This window comes from Paraclostridium sordellii, assembly GCF_000953675.1.
Lineage (GTDB): Bacteria > Bacillota > Clostridia > Peptostreptococcales > Peptostreptococcaceae > Paraclostridium > Paraclostridium sordellii.
Genome location: NZ_LN679998.1, coordinates 1,101,504 through 1,121,871, shown reverse-complemented (window position 1 = coordinate 1,121,871; position 20,368 = coordinate 1,101,504). Strand labels below are relative to the sequence as shown.

Genomic DNA, 20,368 nt, shown 5'->3' with positions numbered 1-20,368 from the left:
TAGAAAAACTTTTCGCAATATTTTTAACTTTATTTATTTTAAAATAAAACTAAAAAATAATTAATATACTAAATTTATTTTTATAATCTATTATTTTAAATTTAAAAGTAGGTATGAAATTAATCACACCTACTTTTGATTTATCTATTAGTATGGAATGTTCTATTTATAATATCTAATTGTTGTTCTCTTGTAAGCTTTGTAAAATGTACTGCATAACCAGAAACTCTTATTGTTAATCGAGGATATTCTTCTGGTCTTTCCATTGCATCTTCAAGCATAGCTCTATCAAATACATTTACATTTAAATGATGTGCTCCTTGTCCAAAATATCCATCCAACATTGCAGTTAGGTTGAAAACTCTTTCTTCTTCATCCTTTCCTAAAGCTCCTGGAATTATAGAGAAAGTATTAGATATTCCATCTTGAGAATACTCATAAGGCAATTTAGCAACAGATGATAATGAAGCCAATGCACCACTAATATCTCTTCCATGCATAGGGTTAGCTCCTGGTGCAAATGGCTCTCCTGCTTTTCTACCATCAGGAGTATTTCCAGTTTTCTTTCCATAAACAACATTAGAAGTAATTGTTAGTATTGATTGAGTAGGGTATGCATTTCTATAAGTCTTATTTTGTTTTAGTTTATTCATAAAGTTTTTCACTAAATCTATAGCTATGTCGTCTACTCTATCGTCATTGTTACCATACCTAGGGTAATCTCCTTCTACTTCAAAATCTATAGCAATACCTTGTTCATTTCTTATTGGCTTAACTTTTGCATATTTAATTGCTGATAGAGAGTCAACACATACAGATAACCCAGCTATTCCACAAGCCATAGTTCTAAATACATCTCTATCATGTAATGCCATTTGTAAAGCTTCATATGAATATTTATCATGCATATAATGAATTACATTAAGAGTGTTTATATATAAATTAGCTAACCAATCAGTAAACAAATCAAACTTTTCCATTACCTCTTCATAATCTAGATACTCTGAATTTACCTTCTCAAACTTAGGTCCCACTTGAGTACCTAGTTTTTCATCAACTCCACCATTTATTGAATAAAGAAGTGTTTTAGCTAAGTTCACCCTAGCTCCAAAGAATTGCATTTGCTTTCCTATTCTCATGGCAGAAACACAGCATGCTATTCCATAATCATCACCCCAATATGGTCTCATAAGATCGTCATTTTCATATTGTATAGAGCTTGTATCTATTGAAACTTTAGAGCAAAAGTCTTTAAATCCTTTTGGTAGAGAATTTGACCATAAAACAGTTAAGTTTGGCTCTGGAGATGGTCCTAGGGTATATAATGTGTGTAAAACTCTAAAAGAGTTTTTTGTAACTAATGTTCTACCATCTATTCCCATACCTCCTATTGATTCTGTTACCCAAGTTGGGTCACCTGAAAATAAATCATTGTACTCTGGAGTTCTAAGAAACTTAACCATTCTTAGCTTCATTACAAAATGATCCATTAACTCTTGAACTTCTTCCTCTGTTATTTCACCATTTTTTAAATCTCTCTCAAAATATATATCTAAGAATGTACTAGTTCTACCTAAACTCATTGCCGCACCATTTTGGTCTTTTATAGCACCTAGATAAGCAAAATATAACCACTGAACAGCTTCTCTAGAATTATTAGCAGGTCTAGATATATCAAATCCATAACTTTCAGCCATTCTTTTTAAAGCTTCTAATGCTTTTATTTGATCTGATATTTCTTCTCTTAATCTTATAGTGTCCTCATCTATAACACTTACATCTAAACTACTTTTTTGACTAATTTTATCTTCAATTAATCTATCAACACCATATAATGCAACTCTTCTATAATCTCCTATTATTCTACCTCTTCCGTATGCATCTGGTAATCCAGTGATAATACCTGATCTTCTTGCTGCTCTCATTTCATCAGTATAGGCATCAAATACACCTTGATTATGTGTTTTTCTATATTTAGTAAAAATTTCTTTTACATCTTTATCTAACTCAAACCCATAAGCCTTACAAGATGATTCTACCATCCTTATTCCACCATAAGGCATTATAGCTCTCTTTAAAGGTTCATCAGTTTGAAATCCTACAATAACCTCTTTTTCTTTATCCATATAACCTGGTTTATAAGCATCTATTGCTGATACAGTTTTCGTATCTACGTCTAAAGTTCCTCCATTATCTCTCTCTTTCTTAAATAATGCCATCATCTCATCTATTAATGAGTTTGTTTTTTCTGTTGCATTAACTAAAAAAGAGTCATCTCCTTCATATGGAGTATAGTTTAATTGTATAAAGCTTCTAACATCTATCTCTTTGCTCCACTTGCCATCTTTAAAACTTTTCCAAGCTGTATTATTCATCTAATTTCCTCCTGTATCTTGCATTTCATATATTTTATAAACTTGTTTACTTTATTACTTACCTTTATATAAGAATTTATACTGTACATATTTATTTTGGAATAATTTTATTATTTTAATCTGTTAATTATTAATTCAATTGGTGATTTTTAACTAACTTTTTAAATATTTATTTATCTTTTAATAGTAATTTTTAATTTACAAAAATTGTAATTTAAAGTCTTAGCTAAATTTATATAATTAGAAATAGACTAGGTATGTCCTAGTCTATTTCTAATTAACACTTATATTGTATGATTTTAATATTTCTTTAAAACTTTTATCTTCTCCACTTATTACAACTACAGTTTCTTTTGGAACTTGGTCAAATAACCAACTTATCTCATCATTGTGCATTCTAATACATCCCCCTGATACACTTTTGCCGATACTATTTTCATTACTATTTCCGTGAATTCCATAAGTTGTTCCATCAGTATCTCCTACTTTAAGTCCTAGCCACCTTTTTCCTAAAGGATTTCTTGGATCTCCTCCAGGTATATTATCTTTATAATAAGGTCTATTTACTATTTTATTTACTATTTTAAATTTTCCCTTTGGAGTTGGAGTGGATTGTTTACCTGTTGCTACATCAAATTGTTTTATAAGTACTCCATCTTGATAGTATGCCATTGTATTAGTTATTGTTTTTATTGCTATACAATGCTTACTTTCTATGACTTTATTACTTTTAGAATCATTTTTTATGATTTTTTCTTTATGTTCAATTGTCCCCATTATAGATTGGCTTAAATAGTCTTCTCTACACCATCCATATCCATCTTTAAATTTTATCTTGTACCAGTTTGATACCTTAAACAAAACTTGAACTTTTTGATTTTCTTTTAGAACCCCTATTTTTTCATAATCAAGTCCTGGCCCATTTCTTACATTTAGGTTATCTGCATATACTTTTTTATATTTTATGACTGTACTTTCTTTATATTGATGGCCTTCTTCATTTGCATTTAAAGAAAATACCTTAGAAGGAAATATGGTTATGGCTATAAATAAAATAATTACGGCTACAAACTTTTTTATTTTTATCACATCCTTTTTAACTCTAATAAAATACTATGGAATTAAAATTTATCTGTTACAGATTTTAAATAGGTTAAAAAATTGTAATAAATAAAAAATGGCTATCAAAATTTGATAACCATTTTTATATTAATTTTAAACATTAAAATTTATATTTTTATGAGCTGAAACATCATCTTTTAAGTTAAAGTTTTCAATAAGTTCTCTTAAAGTATGCGCTTGGGCTGTTAATTCTTCACTTGCTGCAGCACTTTCTTCTGATGTTGCTGAGTTTGTTTGTACTACTTCAGAAATTTGACCTACCCCTACAGTAACTTGATTTATAGCACTTGCTTCTTCTTCAGATTTTTTAGCTATATTATCAACTAAAAGAGTAGCTTCATTTGTTGTATATATTATTTTTTCAAGTGACTTAGCTGTACTATCTACAATTGTAGTTCCTTTTTCTACAGCTTCTATTGAATTTTCAATAAGGACTTCAGTATTTTTAGCTGCCTCTGCTGATTTTGCTGCAAGGTTTCTAACTTCATCTGCAACTACTGCAAATCCTTTACCAGCTTCTCCAGCTCTTGCTGCTTCTACTGCTGCATTTAAAGCTAATATGTTTGTTTGGAATGCTATATCATCAATTGTTTTTATTATTCTTCCAATTTCACTTGAAGATGCTGATATTTCTTTCATTGCATGTACCATTTGTTTCATTTGATTATTTCCATCTTTGACTTGCTTACTTGAATCTCTCATTAATTCATTAGCATTTTTAGCATTTTCTGCTGTTTCATTAATTTTTTCTGATATTTCTATAAGAGTTGATGATAATTCTTCTACTGCTCCAGCTTGTTCAGTTGTTCCTTGAGATAACATTTGAGATCCACTTGAAACTTGTTGTGATGCAGCCTCAACTTCTTGTGCAGATGCATTTATTTGATTCATTATTTGACTTAAGTCAGTAGTTATCTTTTCTATTGATTTTTCTATATTTTCAAATACTCCAATATAAGTAACTTGAGGTCTAGCGTCAAAGTTTCCTTCTGAAACCTCTCCTAATACACAAACCATATCATTTATAAGCTCTTTAGTTTTTAAGCTCATAGTTCTTATACTATTAGCTAGAGAACCTAATTCATCTTTTGCCTCATATTCTATATTTATATCAAAGTCTCCACCAGCCATTTTATTTGCAGCTGCTTCTATTTCTTCAACTGGCTTTTTAAGAGTTTTTGTAACATACATACAAATAATAATTCCTAATAATACACTTATAACATTTAGTACTGTTGAGAAAAACTCTGATTTTTTAACTGCTTTAGCTACTCCACTATCAAAGTTTGAGCTAATATTTTTTGATTCTTTATAAAGGTTTTCTGCTGTTTCATTACATTCTTTAAAAACTTTTGCATATCCACTAATATCAAGTTGAGTCATTGGTCCTTTAAAACCTGGTTGTTGTGTAGCATTGTAAATTTTGTCATATTCTTGTTGTAAATCAACTACATATTTTTCAAGGTTATTAATATTTTCAGTAATTTGCTTATTTTTTTCAGAGTTCATAGTATTATCATTTAATTTTTCAATTCTTTTGTTAAGACTATCAAATTCTTGTAATACTAATTGTCTTGTTTGTACATGTTCATTATCTGCAAATCCACCATTGATTCTTCTTGATATTCCAACTAAGTCTTTACAAATTCCCATAGCTTCATCCGTTAACTCATAAGGTCCTTTAAACAATTCATGGCTTAATGTGCCTGCTTGTTTTAAGTCATGTAGGGTATTAACGTTTGCAAGCGTCATGATAACTATTAAAACAATAAAACTTAAACCTAATTTGCTTACCATCTTTAGATTTTTCATTTGACTACCTCGCTGTAATATAAATTTTAATCTTTTACAAACTTTAACTTATGTTATTTTTTTATCATTCGTTAAAATTCACCTCATTTATTTATTCGGATATAAATTGTACTTACTTTAGTTTTTTAAATTAAGTTTAAATTTTCAATTTATTTTTTATGTTCAAATTTAAAATTCATATATGAAAATTAACTCATTTCTTTAATTTGGTATATTTTTATTAAAAATACATTAAAAACATTTAAAATTTTTTGCTTAATCTGTATTTTCTAGACATATGAAATAAATCATATTACAGTTTCAAATTATATTGTAAAATTGATTAATTTAATTATATTGGTAGTTTGAGATTGTAAAAGATTAGAAGTTATATAGGTTGAATGAATAAAAAAATTAAAGCAAGACATTTCAAGTAGGTGTGTGAAAAATGTCTTGCTTTAATTTATATATAAATATTAATAATGCTAGCTTAGTTGTTTGTTTTCTTCTCTTAATTTTTTAGATTTTATTGCAAATAATACTGTAAATACTATTGCTATAAATACTCCTATTGCATTTGATACTCCTGCATGTAATCTAAATCCTTCTGGGGCTTGCATTATATATGAAAATGTAACTGCTGTCATAAATATTGCTGGTATTGTACTTATAAAATGATTTTTATTGTGTTTTACTAAGTACGCTGAACCTGTCCATAACATTATCATTGCTAATGTTTGGTTTGCCCAAGAGAAGTATCTCCATATTATGTTAAAATCGATAAATGTTAATGCTACACCTATTATAAATAGTGGTATAGATATCATAAATCTATTTTTTATACTGCTTTGGTCTATCTTCATAGCATCTGCTATTGTAAGTCTTGCACTTCTAAATGCTGTATCTCCACTTGTTATCGGACAAACTACAACTCCTAGTATTGCAAGTGCTCCACCTATTGGTCCCATTAAAGTATTAGATATTGTATTTACTACTGTTGCAGGTCCTCCAGCTGATAATATTACATCTAGTTGAGGAACTCCTCCAAAGAATGTCATAGCTGCTGCTGCCCATATTAGAGCTATAATTCCTTCAGCTATCATTGAACCGTAAAATACTCTTCTTGTTTCACTTTCTTTTTCAACACATCTTGCCATCATAGGTGATTGTGTTGCATGGAATCCTGATATTGCTCCACATGCTATTGTTATAAATAAGTATGGGAATAATGGTTGTCCATTTGGATTTAAGTTTTGAAGTGTTACATTTGGTATATCATATCCTTTAAATATTAATCCTCCTGCAACTCCTATTGCCATTATTAAAAGTGCTGCTCCAAATAATGGATATATCTTACCTATTACAGTATCAACTGGTAAAACTGTTGCTGCAATATAGTATAAAACTATTATTACTACCCATATTTTTGCATCTATTGATGTTAATGTTGTAAGTAGTGCTGCTGGTCCTGTCATAAAAACTGTACCAACTAATATTAAAAGTACAACTGTGAATATTCTCATTAATACTTTAGTTGAATTCCCTAAATATTTTCCAACTAGTTCTGATGCTGATGCACCTTCATTTCTCATTGATAAGTATCCTGATAAGAAGTCGTGAACTCCTCCTGCTAATATACATCCAAATACTATCCATAAAAATGCTGCTGGTCCAAATAAAGCACCTTGTATTGCTCCAAATATTGGCCCAAGACCTGCTATGTTTAAAAATTGTATAAGGAATATTTTTCTCCACTTCATCGGTACATAGTCTACACCATCTTCAAGTGCTGTTGCTGGTGTTGGTATACTATCATCAATACCGAAAGTCTTTTCTACAAATTTACCATAAGTAAAATACCCTAAAATAAGTAATACTATTGACCCTAAAAAACTTAACATAGGCTCACCCTCTCCTTTTAGTAAAATAAATAATTGCATTTTTTCTACCTTTATAATACACCCTTATGTTAAGTTTTTATTTTTTATGTAGTTAAATGTAAATATTTGTGAATGAAATGCATTTTTTCATACATTAAATGCAAATATTAATTATTTTTTTCATAAAATGCATTTTTAATATTAAATTTTATATTTTAAATTTAATTGCATTTCTATAAATCCAATAACTTGAATACTCTTTATTATAATAGTTTTTTAGTTGTTTTTTATTATACCTAAAGGAGTTTTTTTATGAGAAATTTTAATTTTAGAAAATTAGATTATGTAATATTTTATTTATTTTTTGCTGGCTTGTTTTCATCTCAACTTATACATACTTCCCTTTTTATCATTTATAAAATTTTAGTAATTTGTATTGTTCCATCTTTGATATTTGGAACTTTAACTAATTTTATATTTAAGAGGAAAAAGAAAAAGAATAATTAAACTAGGTGAACGGAGGGTAAATATATAATCTACATCGACGCGATATGAATGTAGTTTATATATTTATCCGAAGCGATCATCTAGTTTAATTATTCTTTTTAGTTATATAGCTTATGCTTCTAGTTTTGAGTTACTTAATTTTTTAACTTTTATTGAGAATAATACGGTAAATAATATTGCTGCAAGTATACCTATTATATTAGATATTCCAGCATGTAATCTAAATCCTTCTGGTGCTTGCATTATATATGAAAATGTTACAACAGTCATAAATATTGCTGGTATTGTACTTATATAATGATTTTTATTTTCTTTTGCAAGATATACAGACCCTGTCCATAACATTATCATTGCTAATGTTTGGTTTGCCCAAGAGAAATATCTCCAAACTATATTAAAATCTATAAATGTTAAAGCTATACCTATTACAAATAGTGGTATAGATATCATAAATCTACTTTTTATACTAGTTTGGTCTATTTTCATAGCGTCTGCTATTGTAAGTCTTGCACTTCTAAATGCTGTATCCCCACTTGTTATTGGACAAACTACGACTCCTAATATTGCAAGGATTCCACCTACTTTACCCATTAATGAAGTAGATATAGTATTTACAACTGCTGCTGGTCCACCAACTGCAAGTATAGTATCAAGTTGTGGAACTCCTCCAAAGAATGTCATAGCTGCTGCTGCCCATATTAATGCTATAATTCCTTCTGCTACCATTGCTCCATAAAAGACCCTTCTTGTTTCACTTTCTTTTTGTACACATCTTGCCATCATAGGTGATTGTGTTGCATGAAACCCTGATATTGCCCCGCATGCTATTGTTATAAATAAGAATGGGAATAGATGTTGACCTTCTGGATGTAGATTTTGAAGTCTTATTTCTGGGATTTGATATCCTTTAAATATTAATCCTCCTGCAACTCCTACTGCCATTATTAAAAGTGCTGCTCCAAATAATGGATATATCTTACCTATTACTTTATCAACTGGTAAAACTGTTGCTGCGATGTAGTATAATACTATTATTACTACCCATATACTAGCATCTAGTGATGTTAGTGTTGTTAAAAGTGCCGCTGGTCCTGTCATAAACACAGCCCCAACTAGTATTAAAAGCACTACTGTAAAAACTCTCATTACCGATCTTACTTTATCCCCTAGATATAGACCTACCAATTCAGATGCTGATGCACCTTTGTTTTTCATTGATAGATAACCTGATAGAAAATCGTGAACTCCTCCTGCAAATATACATCCAAATACTATCCATAAAAATGCTGCTGGTCCAAATAAAGCCCCCTGTATTGCCCCAAATATTGGTCCAAGCCCTGCTATATTTAGAAATTGTATAAGAAATATTTTGTTCCACTTCATAGGAATATAGTCTACACCATCTGTAAGTGTATTTGCTGGTGTTGGTTCGTTGTCATTTATTCCAAAAACTTTTTCGACATACTTACCATAAAAAGCATATCCTACTAGAAGTAATACTATTGACCCTAAAAAACTTAACATCTTTCACCACACCCCTTTTTAAGTGATTTTAGATAATTGCAAGTTTTTAAGAAATGTGTATTTCTTACTTATAATGATACATTCATTTTGTAATTATTTGTCGATTTAGGAACTAAATGTCTTTTTTAGGGAACTAAGTGTCTTTTTTTAGGAACTAAATACTTTTATAAATGCATAATTCTTCTAAATCCTTTCACTTTACTTCTACTTACTTCTAGTTCTTGTTTATTTTTTAGCCTTATAATATAAGTATTATTAATCCAAGGTATTATCTCTTCTATTTTAGTTATATTTACTAAATAGGATCTATGGCATCTATAAAAATTATTATTACTTATTATATGTTCGACATGTGAGATACCTTCTTTAATTTCAAATCTTTCATCTTTGGTATGTATATAGGTAGTTTTCTTATGTGCTTCACAGCAATAGACATCACAAATATCTATTACTACTATTTTTTCATTTTTCCATAAGCTTAATTTATTTGAAATACTATCTATAAAATTAGACTTTATATATTGTTTGTTTGAACAATCATTGTCTAGTTTTTTAAATAATTGTATTAATCTTTCTTCTGAGTAAGGTTTTAATATATAATCATAGATATCTAAGGAATAGGCCTTAGCCGCATATTCTTTATATTTTGTTGTAAATACAATTTTAGGTTTGTTTTCAAATTTATTTATAATATTTGCAAGTAATATTCCATCTAATTTTTCAGTGTTTATATTTAAAAAAATTAAATCTACATTATTATTTTGTAAAAACTCTAAAACTTCTATTCCATCAATACACTCTTTTGCTATTTCAATGTTACTATGTTTTTTTATAATCCTTTTAAGTTCTTGCCTCTGAGTTAAATCTGATTCAACAATTATAGCTTTTATTTCTTTCATATCTATCAACCTCATCATGTTTTTTGATATTTATATTTTACTATAAAATAGTAAGAAACAATATTATCTTTTATTTCAGAAAATTTTAAAATTTCATTGACATTTTTTAAATTTCATAATAGTATATTATAAATAAAATATTAATCCATTGATAAGGGGTAGTAATTAAGTTTAGGTTCATTACAGAGAGCTGGTTATGGTGAGATTCTAGCATGAAAAAACTTAATGAATGGGCCTTTGAGGAGTAAAGGGAAATCTATTTAGGAGAGTACTATTTACCGTGTCCTTCACGTTATAGAAGGCAAAGTATGATTGTACTTTAGTAAGGTGGCATAAATTTTTATGCAATTTAGGTGGTATCGCGGATATAACTTCGTCCTATTTTTTAGGCCGAAGTTTTTTTATTTTTTAAAATAAATTTATTAAAGGAGGTGATTTTGATGATGTGAACTCTAGATTCTAATAAAGACGATAATTGTCATTGGTTTATTAATTTTTTAAATATTTTAAGGAGGTTTTTCGTTTATGAAAACAAGAAAATTAACAATAAATTCAATACTTTTAGCTATAGGTTTAATACTTCATCAAATAACTCCTACGCTTTTGATACCTATGCAACCAGATTTTTCAGTAGCTATGTTAATAGTTATAATACTTTTAAATAAAAATGATTATAAAACTTGTATTATTTCTTGTATTGTAACTGGTGTTTTTACAGCTTTAACAACAAAATTTCCAGGTGGTCAAGTTCCAAATTTCTTAGATAAATTGGTTACTGCTAATTTAATTTATATAATTATTAATTTATTTTATAAAGTAAAAGCTTTTGATAGACTGTTAGAACATAAAAAAGAAGCTTTACTAAGTACTTTAATATTTCCTATTGGTACTTTAATAAGTGGAACTACATTTTTATACATTGCAAGTTTTATAGTTGGTCTCCCAGCATCTTTTTTAACTTTATTTATTACAGTAGTTTTACCTACTTGTTTTTTAAATTTATTCGTTGGAATATTTTTATATAAGACTATTAAAATTTCTATTAAGAGATTTTCTGTTAAAGATTTTTAATAATTTCAATAAGTAAAAATTTTCTACATTAATATTTAGTTGTTGGAAAATTTACTATATTGTTATTTATTATTGTATAAATTTGTAATATAATCATATTAAAAGGGGGTAATTATTTGAAAAAGTGGTTTTTGCCTTTTGTAATTACTTTTTTATTATTAGTTGGATGTAAAGGTGTGAGTAAACTTAGTATTTTCAATAATATTACGGATATGTCTGAAGTTAAATATGAGAAAATCTCAAAATATAAGAATTCTTACGTTGGGGATAATAATGCAGTTGGTAATATTCTTTATAATTTACCGGGGAATAACTACCATGTAGGGTTTAAATTAAAAACCGATAAAAAACCTTACTCAATAACTGTTAATTATAATTATAGTAAATATCATCCAATGGATTTTAAATATATTTGTGAAAAAAATGCCTTAGTTATGTTTTCTCTTATACCTAATGCAGATGAAATAGTTTTTAATGTGAGTACTGATAGCTATTCTCACAAAAGAGAAGACCTTGAAAAATCCCACACTAAGGATTTGTCTACCATAGTAGAAAGCAAAGAGTCTTGGAAAGCATTTTTAGCATCTAAACATATAAAAAAAGAAGTGGCTTATTAAGCCACTTCTTTTTTATTCCATTCCACCAAGTACTAAACTTGTTAAATTTTCATCTTGATTTATTTGCCAACCTTTATCAGATTTAGTTAAATTAATTTTTCCTTTTCTAGTTTGAGGTTTTCCATTTTTAACTTTTTCTAATAATTGAGCATTTAACTGATCATCAGTAGGTTGTTCTCCTCCAAATACATTAGCTAAGTTATCTTGTATAACTTCTACCATAAGTTGAGCAAAATTTAATCCTTTTACTTCAACTTCTACTGTAGCCTTATCTCCATCAATTTTTTCAGATAATACTTTTACATCTAGCTTTGATAAATATAGTTTAACAGCCTCTTCTGTGTTTTTATCTATCTTTGAATCTTTTTTATCACCTTTATCTTCTTTATTTTCAACATTAGCAAATAAGTGATTAGCTGCTTGTGTATTTTTTCCAGATTTTAATTCTTTAAAATAAGAATCTACAACCTTTGTAGGACTATCTCCTCCACAAGCTGTCAATATAGTCATTGATAAAACTATCATTAGCATTAATTTAATTTTGTTTTTCATAAATACTCTCTCCATTCTTGATAAAATTTATTGCAGTCATTTTTTATTATACCTGAAAGTTTTGTCATATTTTGTCATTTTTTATATTTTATACATTATTTATTAAATAATATATAAATAAAAAACCTCCCAAATCAAATTTAAGAGGTTAATCTAAATATTAATTACGATTTCTTTGTTTATCAATAACATCATCAACAATTACAACTAAAGCTAATATAAAAGCTTCATCTTCAAAATCTATATCTATATAATAGTTATCTGTTATAGAGAAAAATTCTTTGATTATAGTGGCTATTTCTTTACCGTCTTTATAAATTTTATAATTATAATCAAGTATATCTCCTTTTATCAAAAGCTCTCCATATTTACTATCTACTTTTAATTTATCTTTTACAAATGTTAATTTACGACTTACATGTCCAATAACTTTTCCAGATTCTATTATTTCGTATTTTCCCAAAAAAGCCAGTAAGTTTTCCTTAACTGAATATATAATATTATCATCTTTTATTAAATCAAAACGTAGACCTAGTGTTAAAAGCTTAGTATCTACAAAAAATACTTTTTCTTTATACTCATTTATAATCCAAAAATCTTCTTTTAATTTAAAAATTTTAGATTTCATATAGTATTTCATCACAATTCTCCCTTTCATTTTTATACTGACTATACTTTGTTAAAATAATATAAATCTCCTTAAAATAAGTAAAAAGGAGTAATTTTAAAAATCACTCCTTTTCTTAGGTTGGTTTTATTATTTTTATATCTCTTTTTCTATTTCTACAAATAGATTTCTTGAGTTTTGTATATTCTCTTTTATTTCTATAATATCTACTAAAATAAGTTTGCTAAAATTATCTTTTATATGGTCAAAATAGTTTATAGCATCTTCTTTTGTAATATTATCTTTTTTATTTAATAAATCTATTTCTTCAAATAATTTTAAATGGTTTCCATCTCTTTTATTAAACTTTCTAAAATTGTTTACTAAAAATCTCACCTCATTCATAAATATGCGTTGATTGTATAAAAAGTCATTAATTTTATCTGATAATAAGGTTGCATTATTAGCTCCAATTTTTTTATTAATTAGCTCATTTACTACTAAAAGTTCTTTTAATTCTTTATCTGTATTTGATTTAGTTTTACCTAGTTCATACAATTTCTTAACTATATTTTCATTCAATTTTATAGATTTGTCAACTTCATTTTTAGTAACATCAGTCATTTTATAAGGAAGTATAAATTTATTTGCATATAAAGCTATTACAGTACCTGTAATTACAAATATAATTCTATCTATTGATAAAGTTTCTATATTTCCAGTTGATAATGCTGCTGAACCAAGTGCTGATATAGTAGTGCATATCATTTGATATCTGTATCTTGTTTGGTAGTTACTTAAGTATCCAACAGCAAGTATAATAAGAGTTCTTCCTGATGGATCTTTTACTATAAAAAATAATATTTCAAATACTAATAAACCTATTATAGTACCTATAAGTCTATCTTTACCTTTTAATTTACCTGATTCAAGGTATGGTTGAACTACTGAAGATAAACTAAATACTAACCATTTTCCATATTCTATATCAAAGGCACTTACTATAAATACACCTATACTAGTTAATAGAGCGCCTCTTAGTGCAAAAGTAAATTTAAGTGAATCTTTGTGCATATTATTTTTAAGTTCATTTAATTTACCTAAAAAATTAGTTAAAAAGTATTTTTTACTAACTTTTGAAACGTCCCCGTCCTTTGTATTATTTAAATCGTGTTTTAAAATACTTGCAGCATCGTGAAGTTCATAAGTTAAATAATATTTTGAGTTAATATCTTTATTTTCATTTAGATATTCTTTTATTTTATCTGTCATTGTATCTACAGTTATGCTATTGTCTATAAAATCACTGACATTTGATAATAATTTTTTAATATTTTTTAGAGATTCTTCATAACCCTTATCAAAATCTTTATCTTTTCTTATTTTATCTAAAGTTAAATTTATGCTTTCTAAAAAATTACTTACAAATAAAGCTTGCATAAGATTCATTGGCAAATCTACATCTTTATCTATTCTTCTGTATATATCTGATGATAAATTTCTTACATTTGAGTATACTTTATCATTTAAATTCTTTAATGAATCTAAATCTTCATTTTTAATCATAAGTGATATTTCTTTATCTATGATATTTATAGAGTCTTTTATAATAGTTTTTGAACCTTTTTTAAGTTTATTTTTATTAGCTATAAACTGTAATATCATTATAGCTAAACCACAAAATGCAAGTCCCTCTAATCTAAGAGGTAATTGTTCTAAACTTACTGGTGTATATAGCATAAATAAATAACCTAAGGTAAAAGCTACATATGTAGGCTTTTTAGTATTATAGGTAAATGAATATAGTATAAAAAATATTACTATAAATGTAATTATTAATCCTAATACTGCATTAGTTGAAGATAAGTAAGCACCAACTCCAAGTAATACTTCAAGTCCTATAAATCCTATAGTATTTCTTATAGGATTTATGGTATAGTCCGTTCCTAAAAGTGATAAAGCAGCTGTAATCCCAGCTACACCAACTAAGGTATTTGCATCTCCAAATACAGATTTAAAACCAACTATAGCTAAAACTATAACTATAAACATTATAGTAGTAGATATAATCTGCTTTTTGTCAATTTTCATTTTAAAACTCTCCTTCTTATTTTAATATATCTTAATTTATTAATATATTAAATTATAACAGTTTTTATTTTATATTAAAATAATTTGTTTCTAAAACATTTTGGGCATATTTTTTTACTACAACTATATATTTATCCACTATACACTAGATTAAACCGTTTTAAAAATATTGTTTTTTTCTTAATATTTTTAAAAAGCACACAAGTTATATTATTGATTTATTTTTATTTTTGAAACTAAAATATAAAAAAAGAAGCAACTTAGTTGCTTCCTTCTAAATTTTCTATATTTGACTTTATTTTATTACTAGTTAGTATGGCATAAATATATTGTGGCCCTCTTGTTATCTTTTGAATATTTTTAAGCTCTAAATCTGGCATAAACCTACAAGCTAATTTAAAGTATTCTTTTTTTATAGTCTGATTGGTTTCATTTATTATTATATAATCTGTATATGCCTTGTAAGTAAATGGGACACCTATCTTGGTTTTAAATACTTCCCCTTCATATAACTTTATGATTTCCCATATTAAACCTACATTTTGGATATAAAAGTTGTCGTAGTCCATATAATTCATCTCCCTATACCCATATTTTAACATAATTTACTTTGTTTTTGAAGAAAATGCCTTTCTTAACATAGTGTATGAAGTATAAGATATTACAAATATAACAACCCATTTTAATATATTCATAGGCATTGATTTAACTATAAATGCAGCTATTAAAACACCTACTACTCCACCTATAGTTATAAATAAAGAAGTTTTCTTTGCATAAGCATTCTCTTTTATAAACTTAGTACTTGCTATTGGCATAAGCATTGCACAAGATCCCATCATTATAGGGAAAGCTACATCTGGTGACATTCCTAAGAAATATACCATAGCCATACATGGAGAATATAATCCAACCCCCGCTGTCATTAATGCTCCTAATATAAAGTTACCTATTATACCTATTACAAGTTTTGCTCCTGTTAATCCTGTAGCTACTCCTCCTCCTGGCATTAATCCAAGTTGTGCTAATAACATAAGTACTGCAGTTACTGCAAGTGCAAGCCCCATTATTATTTGGATTTTTCTCTCATCCATTTTCGATATTACTCCAGCTCCAAGATAGGAACCCACTACTGCTGCTGCAATTAAACTTATTAATGTTAGTGGGTCAACTTCTATAACTGTTGTAAATATAAATGCTTCTAGTACAACTGGTATTGTATGACATACATTTAACGTTCCAGGTATCAATCTATCTGAAATATTCATTTTTAAAGCATTAAACATAGCAACTGTAGGTGCAAAAGAACCTATTCCCAATGTATCAAAAAAATCTGTTACAAATCCTGTTGCTGCTGACTTTATTGCAGGTATGTCTTCAAACTCATTTTTAGCCTTTGCTTTTGATACATCTTTTACATAATTGAAAGTAAAGAAGGCAGTAAATGCACCTAGCAAAATTCTTATTACATTAATCATATATAATTCCTCCCCTTTTAAATATATTTTTCTTTAATTACTCCTTATATATTGTTAAAAAGCAAGTTTTATGCCATTTTTTGCATTTTAAACTTGTTTATATTTTATCTAAGAGTAGTCATTTTTCAACATTTTCCATTTGCATTTTGTAATAAATTTTGTAGATTATTTTTTAATTTTTATATATTAATGTCTATATACTGACATTTTGTTAAAATTTTATATAAAATTATTTTTGTATAGTTGTAATAACTTGATTTTCAAAGCATTTTTAATCTCTGTCAATTTTCAGACTATTGTCTCTTTTTTGACACTTCATTTTAGTATCTAAAATCCTATTTGAGTAAAATAAAAAGTGTTTGAAAATAATTTTTCAAACACTTTTAATAATTACCAAGGTAATAATATTTTATTCTTTTTAAATTTTTTAAGATTGAATATGTTAATTATACTTTAATGATTTCTATTTAATCTATTAAGCATTTCTTTTAGATTTTTTCTTTTTATAAATTGTAAAACCAGCTGCTCCTCCAACTACTATTATTCCAGCTACTGCTACTTTGTCATTTTTACTTGTTTTTTTACCTTCATTGTACTTTGATTCTATTTCTGATTTTATTGGTTCAAACTTTTTATCAATTTTTAAAGTTTCACCTTCATAGCCTTGGTTATAAGCAGACTCTAGCATTTCTTCTCTATCTTCATTACCTTTTTTGTAGCCTTCTTCATAGCTATTTTTAAATTTTTCGTCTATATTTTTGTTAGGTTTATTTATAATTCCATCTGTGTAGCCTTTAGCTTTGAATTCTTCATTTTTAAGTTCTATATGTCTATCTTCATAAGCTTTTTTATAAGCATCTATATATAAAGAGTCTACATTATCTTCAAATGTTCTCATTTTTTTATTTTCTTCACAATCTTTTATTCCAAGGGATTCATATTCTTTTTTCTTGTTTTCTTTATATTCTTCATTCCCTCTAGAATAACTTTCCTCGTAAGCTTTTACAACTGTTTCTTGTGTATATGTATTATCGTGGTTATTTTCTTTTCCGTCTTTATATCCTTTTTGCGATGCTTCTGACTTTTCTTTTTCAATTTTTAATTTTCCCTTTTGATAAGCTTCGTTATAGGCTTGTCTATATTCTGATTCGTAACTTCCTGTATAACCATATTCGTTTTTTGTATTTAATTGATAACCATCATTATATCCATTGTTTGTTCCTTTTTCTTCTATACTTTCTTTTGATGGACCAGTTGGTTGTGTTTGAGTATTAGAACTACCTGAGCCTTGAGAAGTTGCTGAACTTTCATCTGATGAGTTTGAACCTCCACCTTGATATGGACATCCGTTTGTATGTAAGTGTGCTGGGTGTCCTCCACAGTGATAATGATATGGACCTAATCCTGATCTGTTTTTATTGTCTCTGTGACCTCCTGATGCGTCCGTTCTTCCTGGATGTGCATCTACTATTAAAGCTTGAGAGCATATCATAAGTGCTGATGCAAATATTATAAATCTTTTTTTCATATTTTGATAAATCCTTTCTAGTTTTTTGCCTCAACTATTTTACCATTTTTTGGATAATTATTTAAGTTTTTTTATTTTACATTTTTCGACATTTAGGATTTTAAAAAAGAGCTATTAAGTTAATTTATATCATTAACTTAATAACTCTTTTTTATCTTAATGTTCTTTTCCTTTTATATACATTAAAGTCCCATTACTTAAACCCCATACTTCATCTGTATAGGAAGTTACTACTTTTGAATTCGTTGAAATTATTATACACTTATTATTTTCATAAGCTAATCTTGACATAATTTCCATTATATTAATTTCATTTTCTTCATCAATATCTTCAGTTATGTTATCCATTATTATAATGTCAGTATCATTGGCTATTACTCTAACAATAGATAGCATAATACTATCTATATAAGATAATTTATTAGATTTATAAAAAAGTTTCTCTTTGTCTATATTTAATTTTTCCATAATATCATAAATCAGTTGTCTTTTATTTTTTTCCGTACCTTTTTTTAAATCCATAGATATAAGTATATTATCAATAACAGTTACATTTTTCAAAAAATTATAATCTTTAAATATAGTTCCTACATGATTAAATCTATACAAATCTAGTTTTAAATTTTTTATATTGTTTTCTTTAAAATATATATTTCCACTTGTACATACATCTAATCCAGCTATTATAGACAATAGTGTACTTTTATCCGATTCATTATTACCTATTATTGAATATATTTTACCTTTTTCAAATTCAATATTAATATTCTTTAATATATATCTATTACTGCCTTCAAATTTATATTTTAAATCTTCAAGTTTTAGTATTGTCATTAATTCACCTAATTTCTATCATCAATTATTTCTATAGGTTTATAAATTATAGTATTGTATATAGCAACTATACTTGTAAGTAAGCTTAATAAAATACTTAAAATTATAATTTTTGATATAAAGTCTTTATCTATTTTTACTTTAATACTATCTATTTCTTTTTTTGTATCAGTATTATTTAAATCCTTATATACTACACTTTTATCTAAAGTAATATCTATATTTTTATCAACATGATTTTGGTATTCATAAATATAATTTGAAACAGGTTTAACTGAAACTACACAAATTCCACTTCCAATTACTAAGCATATAAAGGTCATTAATATACTTTGATATAAGAATTTTTTTGCTATTTTTAACTTTGGTATCCCAAAATTTCTAAAAACACCTATATCGTATTTTATATTATTTGTAGATAACATAGATATGATAAATAGTATCAATGCTCCTAGTATCAATGCTCCTAAGGTAAATATAAATGATATGTTATGTACATATTCTATAGGTTCTATAACTTTTCTGTATGTATTTTCATCTATAGCAAATTTATATAAATTGCTTAACCCTTTTTCTCTTAACTCTTTTTCAAATTTTGATCTATCTTTATAACTATTTAATATAAATTTAGCATTTGTATATACAAGAGGGTATGGAGACTTTAAATTATTATCATAATTAGCTAATGTGTTATAAGTAGTTATTACCTCATTATTAATTCCTGTATCTAAAGCTGTAATCTCATTTTCATTAAAATTTTTATTTGACTTTTCATATGAACCTACTATTTTTAATACTAATTTTTCGTTATCTTTTCCATTTGATATTGTTATTTTATCCCCTAATTTAAATTTGTTTTCTTTTAAAAATGATTCACTTACTATACATTCATTATCATTTTTAAACATACTACCATTTTTTATATTTATATTAGGTATCATATCTTTATAATCATTTGAGTATCCCCTAACAAATCCATTTATAAATGAAGTATCATTAGAAATATCTAATGTTTCATCTTGAGACTGTATTTTCCTTTTAATTAAATCACTTGATGGCTGTTTAACGTCATATTCTATTCGTTGATTAATATTATCTTTTTTAAAATTTAATTCTTCGATGTTTACAGCCATATTACCTGTAAAAAATGCTTTTTTTACATATTTAGATTTTGAAAAATTCAAATACTCTTTAGACGTTATCCATTTGCTTTGACTTAATAGTTTATTAAATGAACTATCAGTTAATTTTTCTTGATCTACAATAATTTGTACTTCTGATTCAAATTTTTTCTTATAACTTGATAAAATTATATTTGTACTAACATTTACTATTTCTGAAATTAAGACTGAAGATATAATTATTATCATTATTATTATATTAAGTGAATTACGTAATTTATTTTTTATTAAATCTTTAATTATCATTTTTAAACTATACATTTTATCTCTCCTATTTAAACATAATTTCTAGTTCATATACTTAATATTTT

Annotated in this window: 16 protein-coding genes and 1 other annotated feature; of the genes, 2 read left to right on the top strand and 14 right to left on the bottom strand. The window is 26.6% G+C overall.

The features are described from left to right. Positions 1–140: 140 nt before the first annotated feature. The 6 genes from pflB to ATCC9714_RS05440 all read right to left on the bottom strand — a co-directional run bounded on the left by pflB (position 141) and on the right by ATCC9714_RS05440 (position 10,098). Positions 141–2,375: a formate C-acetyltransferase gene (gene pflB / locus ATCC9714_RS05465; protein ID WP_057574294.1), complete on the bottom strand. Its 2,235-nt coding sequence runs from the start codon at positions 2,373–2,375 to the stop codon at positions 141–143. 273 nt (positions 2,376–2,648) lie between these two features. Beyond that, the gene (locus ATCC9714_RS05460; RefSeq protein ID WP_057574295.1) at positions 2,649–3,464 is read right to left on the bottom strand and encodes a L,D-transpeptidase family protein; all 816 of its coding nucleotides are present in this window, start codon (positions 3,462–3,464) and stop codon (positions 2,649–2,651) included. A 126-nt stretch (positions 3,465–3,590) separates the two neighbouring features. Then, entirely contained in the window at positions 3,591–5,309 is a 1,719-nt protein-coding gene (locus ATCC9714_RS05455; protein ID WP_057574296.1) for a methyl-accepting chemotaxis protein, read from the bottom strand. A gap of 464 nt (positions 5,310–5,773) precedes the next feature. After that, a complete protein-coding gene (locus tag ATCC9714_RS05450) occupies positions 5,774–7,189 on the bottom strand; it encodes a carbon starvation CstA family protein (protein WP_021128461.1) in 1,416 nt (471 codons plus the stop codon). A 597-nt stretch (positions 7,190–7,786) separates the two neighbouring features. Continuing rightward, complete coding sequence (locus ATCC9714_RS05445) at positions 7,787–9,199, bottom strand: carbon starvation CstA family protein (RefSeq protein WP_021128462.1); 1,413 nt, start codon at positions 9,197–9,199, stop codon at positions 7,787–7,789. A gap of 164 nt (positions 9,200–9,363) precedes the next feature. Next, positions 9,364–10,098: a LytR/AlgR family response regulator transcription factor gene (locus ATCC9714_RS05440; RefSeq protein ID WP_021128463.1), complete on the bottom strand. Its 735-nt coding sequence runs from the start codon at positions 10,096–10,098 to the stop codon at positions 9,364–9,366. A gap of 139 nt (positions 10,099–10,237) precedes the next feature. Then, positions 10,238–10,482: a binding site (T-box leader), on the top strand. A gap of 141 nt (positions 10,483–10,623) precedes the next feature. Between ATCC9714_RS05440 and ATCC9714_RS05435 the strand changes: the two genes are divergently transcribed. After that, positions 10,624–11,169: a tryptophan transporter gene (locus ATCC9714_RS05435; RefSeq protein WP_021123725.1), complete on the top strand. Its 546-nt coding sequence runs from the start codon at positions 10,624–10,626 to the stop codon at positions 11,167–11,169. A 116-nt stretch (positions 11,170–11,285) separates the two neighbouring features. After that, entirely contained in the window at positions 11,286–11,786 is a 501-nt protein-coding gene (locus ATCC9714_RS05430) for a DUF4825 domain-containing protein (RefSeq protein ID WP_054629233.1), read from the top strand. A 12-nt stretch (positions 11,787–11,798) separates the two neighbouring features. Here the strand turns inward: ATCC9714_RS05430 and ATCC9714_RS05425 are convergent, their stop codons facing one another. From ATCC9714_RS05425 to ATCC9714_RS05390, 8 genes are all read right to left on the bottom strand, one after another. Further along, the gene (locus ATCC9714_RS05425) at positions 11,799–12,338 is read right to left on the bottom strand and encodes a DUF4878 domain-containing protein (RefSeq protein WP_021123722.1); all 540 of its coding nucleotides are present in this window, start codon (positions 12,336–12,338) and stop codon (positions 11,799–11,801) included. A 160-nt stretch (positions 12,339–12,498) separates the two neighbouring features. Beyond that, positions 12,499–12,978 (bottom strand): LURP-one-related/scramblase family protein, encoded by a 480-nt coding sequence (locus tag ATCC9714_RS05420; RefSeq protein ID WP_057544681.1) that lies wholly within the window; start codon positions 12,976–12,978, stop codon positions 12,499–12,501. Between the two features lie 123 nt (positions 12,979–13,101). Beyond that, entirely contained in the window at positions 13,102–15,036 is a 1,935-nt protein-coding gene (locus ATCC9714_RS05415) for an FUSC family protein (RefSeq protein WP_057544680.1), read from the bottom strand. Positions 15,037–15,296: 260 nt separating this feature from the next. After that, positions 15,297–15,605: a hypothetical protein gene (locus ATCC9714_RS05410; RefSeq protein ID WP_021123717.1), complete on the bottom strand. Its 309-nt coding sequence runs from the start codon at positions 15,603–15,605 to the stop codon at positions 15,297–15,299. Positions 15,606–15,641: 36 nt separating this feature from the next. Next, positions 15,642–16,514 carry a sulfite exporter TauE/SafE family protein gene (locus tag ATCC9714_RS05405; protein ID WP_021123716.1) on the bottom strand — a complete coding sequence of 291 codons (873 nt, stop codon included), beginning with the start codon at positions 16,512–16,514 and terminating at the stop codon, positions 15,642–15,644. 475 nt (positions 16,515–16,989) lie between these two features. Then, the gene (locus ATCC9714_RS17840) at positions 16,990–18,042 is read right to left on the bottom strand and encodes a YHYH domain-containing protein (RefSeq protein ID WP_057544679.1); all 1,053 of its coding nucleotides are present in this window, start codon (positions 18,040–18,042) and stop codon (positions 16,990–16,992) included. A 156-nt stretch (positions 18,043–18,198) separates the two neighbouring features. Continuing rightward, complete coding sequence (locus ATCC9714_RS05395) at positions 18,199–18,876, bottom strand: ATP-binding cassette domain-containing protein (RefSeq protein ID WP_057544678.1); 678 nt, start codon at positions 18,874–18,876, stop codon at positions 18,199–18,201. Positions 18,877–18,884: 8 nt separating this feature from the next. Continuing rightward, positions 18,885–20,318, bottom strand: coding sequence for an ABC transporter permease (locus tag ATCC9714_RS05390; protein ID WP_057544677.1), 1,434 nt, complete (start codon positions 20,316–20,318; stop codon positions 18,885–18,887). Positions 20,319–20,368 lie beyond the last annotated feature (50 nt).